The following is a 4,660-nucleotide window of genomic DNA, read 5'->3' on the forward strand; positions in this document are numbered from 1 at the left end:
CGCCCATCCCGCCCTTCGCGACGACGAACCGCTCGCCGGGGATGATCATGTCGATGAGGACTTCACCCGCGGTGTTCTTCACCACGGTGCCGACCGGCACGGGGAGCTCGAGCGTCTCACCCAGGAAGCCGGAACGGTGATCGCCCATGCCGGGACCGCCGTTGCCGGAGGACCGGTGCGGCGAGTGATGGTACGACAGCAGCGTTCCGGTCTGCGGGTCCGCCACGAGGACGACGTCTCCGCCGTCGCCGCCGTTGCCTCCATCGGGACCACCCAGCGGCTTGAACTTCTCGCGGTGCACGGAAACGCAGCCGTTGCCGCCCTTACCCGCACGAAGGTGCAGTGTGACGGTGTCGACGAACGTGACCATGTGCGGATTCCCCTGTATGTGAGTGGTGTTTCGGTGTGCAGATACACGGACGGGGCGAGCCGAAGCCCGCCCCGAACCGGATAACTAGTGTCGCGCTGTGATCACTCAGCTGCGGCGACGATGTTGACGACCTTGCGGCCGCCCTTCGCGCCGAACTGGACCGCACCGGCGGCCAGAGCGAACAGCGTGTCGTCGCCGCCACGGCCGACGTTGACGCCGGGGTGGAAGTGCGTGCCGCGCTGGCGGACGATGATCTCGCCGGCGAGGACCTGCTGACCGCCGAAGCGCTTCACGCCGAGGCGCTGAGCGTTGGAGTCACGACCGTTACGGGTTGAGCTTGCGCCCTTTTTATGTGCCATGTCCTAGTCCCCTCTGGCTTACTTGATGCCGGTGATCTTGACGCGCGTGAGCTCCTGACGGTGGCCCTGGCGCTTCTTGTAGCCGGTCTTGTTCTTGTACTTCTGGATGATGATCTTCGGGCCGCGGAGGTTGCCGATGACCTCAGCCGTGACCTTGACCTTGGCCAGCGAGTCAGCGTCGGTGGTCACCGAGGCGCCGTCGACGAGCAGCACAGCGGCCAGCTCGATCTTCTCGCCCTGGGCAGCCTTGACACGGTCGAGCTGAACGATCGTGCCGACCTCGACCTTCTCCTGCCGCCCACCGGCGCGCACTACTGCGTAAACCACTTCATACCTGTTTCGTTGGGGAGCTCGCGGCTCCGAGATCTCACGGGAAGACTGTTGCTTGCATGCACCGTGGAACGGCGGGCGCGAACGCAAGGCTCTCCGCTTCGACCGACGAGGACGACGCGGCATACGCACCAAGGGACTACTTTACCGGATGCGGGTCGGTGTCGCAAAGCGAGGTGGGTCCGTACATCGCGGCTCGCTCCAGCAGCCCCTGCCCCACCGGCGCGGACCTAGGCTGAAAGGGTGACCGTACTCGTCGACGACCCGCTCTGGCCCGCCCACGGACGCCTGTGGGCGCACCTCGTGAGCGACGAGAGCCTCGACGAGCTGCACGCGTTCGCGCGCGAGAACGACGTCGCCGCACGCGCTTTCGATCTCGACCACTACGACGTGCCGGAGGAGATCATCCCCCGGCTCGTCGCCGCCGGCGCCCAGCACGTCGCGGGCAAGGAGCTGGTGCGTCGACTGATCGCCTCAGGACTCCGAGTCCGCAGCCGCGACCGGCGCTGACGGCTCGTTGTTCACCGAGACGGGCGTGCCGGTGAGCGCCGCTGTGCTCACCCGACGACGTCCTCGTCCCTGACCCGGCGCCTTCGGCTCCGGGAGAGCGTCGAGGACCGAGTCGAGCAGCGCCTCGGCGGGAGACTTCGGGCCCTTGCGGTCGCCGCCTCGCTTCTTGCGAGCCTTCTTCGGACGATCGGCAGCGGCCGGCACTTCCGACGCGACGTCGGCCGCCTCGGCTTCCGGTGCCCCATCCGCCGCCGGAGCGATGGTGGAGGCGGCGATCTGCGCGAGGGCCGACTTCGCCCCCTCCGTGATGCTGTGGGTGACCGCGGAGGCAGCCGGAGCGCTCTGGTTCTGACCGTTCCCGTTGCCACCGCCGCCGCGCTGACGACGGCCGCTCTGCCCGTTGCCGCCGTTGCCGCCGCCGTTGTTGTTGCCGTTGGAGCGGTGCTTCACGACCGGGTCGTGGTGCACGATGACGCCGCGGCCGGCGCAGACCTCGCAGGCCTCGCTGAAGGTCTCGAGCAGGCCGAGCCCCAGCTTCTTGCGCGTCATCTGCACGAGCCCGAGCGAGGTGACCTCGGCGACCTGGTGCTTGGTCCGGTCGCGGCTCAGGCATTCGATCAGGCGCCGCAGCACGAGATCGCGGTTGGACTCCAGGACCATGTCGATGAAGTCGACGACGATGATGCCGCCGATGTCACGCAGCCGCAGCTGGCGGACGATCTCCTCCGCTGCCTCGAGGTTGTTCTTGGTGACCGTCTCCTCGAGGTTTCCGCCCGAGCCGACGAACTTGCCGGTGTTGACGTCGACGACCGTCATGGCCTCGGTGCGGTCGATCACGAGCGAGCCACCAGAGGGCAGCCACACCTTGCGATCGAGAGCCTTCTCGATCTGCTCCGTGATGCGGAACGCATCGAACGGATCGGTCTCGTCCTCATACGCCTCGACGCGCTCGAGCAGGTCGGGAGCCACGCTCTCCAGGTAGGCGCGGATGGTCTGCTGCGCATCCTCGCCCTGGATGAGCATCTTGGTGAAGTCCTCGTTGAAGACGTCGCGGACGATCTTCACGAGAAGGTCGGGCTCCGCGTGCAGGAGCGCGGGCGCCTGCTGGTTCTCGACCTGCTTCTGGATGTGCTCCCACTGCGAGGTGAGACGCTGCACGTCACGAGTGAGCTGGTCCTCGGTGGCACCCTCGGCCGCCGTGCGGACGATCACCCCGGAGGACTCCGGCAGCACCTCCTTGAGGATGCGCTTGAGGCGTGCCCGCTCGTTGTCGGGAAGCTTGCGGCTGATGCCGTTCATGGAACCGCCCGGCACGTAGACCAGGTAGCGGCCGGGCAGGGAGATCTGGCTGGTGAGACGAGCACCCTTGTGTCCGACCGGGTCCTTGGTGACCTGGACGAGCACGCGATCGCCGGGCTTGAGCGCCAGTTCGATGCGGCGCGGCTGGTTGCCCGTCTCGACGCCGTCCCAGTCGACCTCGCCGGAGTACAGCACGGCGTTGCGTCCACGACCGATGTCGACGAACGCGGCCTCCATGCTGGGAAGCACGTTCTGCACGCGTCCGAGGTAGACGTTGCCGATCAACGACGCGTCCTGGTTCCGGGCGACGTAGTGCTCGACCAGCACGCCGTCTTCGAGGACACCGATCTGCGTGCGGCCGTTCTTGGAGCGCACGACCATCTTGCGGTCGACGGACTCGCGACGTGCGAGGAACTCGGCCTCGGTCACGACGGGGCGACGACGACCAGCGTCACGCCCGTCCCGGCGACGCTGCTTCTTCGCCTCGAGGCGGGTGGATCCCTTGATGGCCTTCGGCTCGGTGATGTACTCGACGACGCGCTGACGCTGACGCGGCTCTTCGCGCTGGTCGTCACCCTCGGAACCGCCACGGCGGCGACGGCCGCGGCCACGACCCGCGGGCTCGTCCTGCGACTGCTCGCGCTCGGCGATCCGGTCGAAGATGCGCTCGCGCCCCGGCTGCGCGGGGAGCGGGACGATCTCAGGCGCGTAGAAGTGCAGCTGTGTGGAGACCTGCGAGACGAACACCTCGGGAAGCAGACCGAGCGACACAGCAGTCACCGGACCCGGAGCTTCGGGAGCGGCCGGAGCTTCCTCCTCGGTGACGGTCGCCTCGACGGCGGTCGTCGACTGCGCGACCGACTCCTCTGCGGTGGCTTCCTCGACGACTCCGGCTTCCGAGGGCTTCTCCGCGACGGCGGACTCCCCCTCCGGCACCTCGAGCGCCTCAGCAGCAGCCTGGGCCTCGGCAGCCGCTTCCGCGTCAGCGGCAGCTTCGGCTTCCGCCTCAGCCACGGCATCAGCGACGGAATCGGCCGCAGCAGCGGCATCGTCGGCAGCAGCCGCGGCATCGTCCGCCGCGGCGTAGCCGGCGGCGACAGCATCGGCAGCGGCGTCCTCGGCCCGTTCAGCGGCGTCGGAGTTCTCGTCACCCTCGATCGACGCCTCTGCAGTGCCGTCGACATCCGGAGCGGTGGGCTCCGTCAGCTCTCCCGCGGCGTCAGCCGGGAAGTCGAGGGTGGGGGCGTTGTTGTCATTGTTCTCATCGGCCATCTCTGGCTTACTCCCTGCACGGGACACTAGGTGCCCCGTGAAATCTCATGCGGTACCCGCGGGTTCCGCGAACTCACTCGGTCTGCGACCGGCTCATGGCTCTGATCGCGTGGGGCATTGGACCCCGAAGTCTTCTCGACGCGTGTCGCGGCAAACGCCGTTCATCGCATCACAGGCCATTATCGCACCAAGTGGGTCGGTTCGCGGCATCCCGTCGTCCGCAGCGAGTTTTGTCCGGCCTGTTCTCGCCCCATCCATAGCAGGCGCTGGGATAATCCCCAGTATGAGCGAGCAGCGCACCCGCCCCGTCGTCTACGCCGTCTGGCTGATCATCGCGAGTGTGGTGGGCTGGTTCGCCGCATTCCAGCTGACGGTCGAGAAGTTCGTCCTCGCGGCCAACCCCGACGCCGTGCTGAGCTGCAACGTCAGCGTGATGATCCAGTGCGGGAAGAACCTCGAGTCGTGGCAGGGAGAGGTCTTCGGCTTCCCCAACCCGATCCTCGGTATCGCCGGGTGGATG

At 67.6% G+C, this 4,660-nt stretch carries 5 protein-coding genes and 1 pseudogene; 2 read left to right on the forward strand and 4 right to left on the reverse strand.

Annotation, left to right across the window (positions count from 1 at the left end; genetic code table 11):
• From obgE to rplU, 3 genes and pseudogenes are all read right to left on the reverse strand, one after another.
• A pseudogene (gene obgE, locus AX744_RS07805) lies at positions 1-370 on the reverse strand (GTPase ObgE); the annotation flags it as partial.
• 101 nt (positions 371-471) lie between these two features.
• The gene (gene rpmA / locus AX744_RS07810; RefSeq protein WP_028501603.1) at positions 472-729 is read right to left on the reverse strand and encodes a 50S ribosomal protein L27; all 258 of its coding nucleotides are present in this window, start codon (positions 727-729) and stop codon (positions 472-474) included.
• Positions 730-747: 18 nt separating this feature from the next.
• A complete protein-coding gene (gene rplU, locus AX744_RS07815; RefSeq protein ID WP_072591411.1) occupies positions 748-1,056 on the reverse strand; it encodes a 50S ribosomal protein L21 in 309 nt (102 codons plus the stop codon).
• A 246-nt stretch (positions 1,057-1,302) separates the two neighbouring features.
• On the opposite strand from rplU, the gene AX744_RS07820 reads away from it, so the two are divergent.
• Complete coding sequence (locus AX744_RS07820; protein ID WP_046749242.1) at positions 1,303-1,569, forward strand: DUF4031 domain-containing protein; 267 nt, start codon at positions 1,303-1,305, stop codon at positions 1,567-1,569.
• On the opposite strand, the gene AX744_RS07825 is transcribed toward AX744_RS07820, so the two are convergent.
• Positions 1,534-4,140 carry an Rne/Rng family ribonuclease gene (locus AX744_RS07825; protein ID WP_061016169.1) on the reverse strand — a complete coding sequence of 869 codons (2,607 nt, stop codon included), beginning with the start codon at positions 4,138-4,140 and terminating at the stop codon, positions 1,534-1,536. The genes AX744_RS07820 and AX744_RS07825 overlap by 36 nt on opposite strands.
• Before the next feature lie 283 nt (positions 4,141-4,423).
• Here AX744_RS07825 and AX744_RS07830 point away from each other — a divergent pair.
• Positions 4,424-4,660, forward strand: a 237-nt coding sequence (locus AX744_RS07830) for a vitamin K epoxide reductase family protein (RefSeq protein ID WP_331709298.1), incomplete at its 3' end; no start/stop codon positions are given.

The sequence above is a fragment of the Microbacterium sp. CCH5-D1 genome (assembly GCF_001557335.1).
Taxonomy (GTDB): domain Bacteria; phylum Actinomycetota; class Actinomycetes; order Actinomycetales; family Microbacteriaceae; genus Microbacterium; species Microbacterium oxydans.

Coding starts and splice junctions, on each gene's coding strand:
- rpmA (WP_028501603.1), bottom strand. CDS start 729: ATGGCACATAAAAAGGGCGCAAGCTCAACCCGTAACGGTCGTGACTCC.
- AX744_RS07825 (WP_061016169.1), bottom strand. CDS start 4,140: ATGGCCGATGAGAACAATGACAACAACGCCCCCACCCTCGACTTCCCG.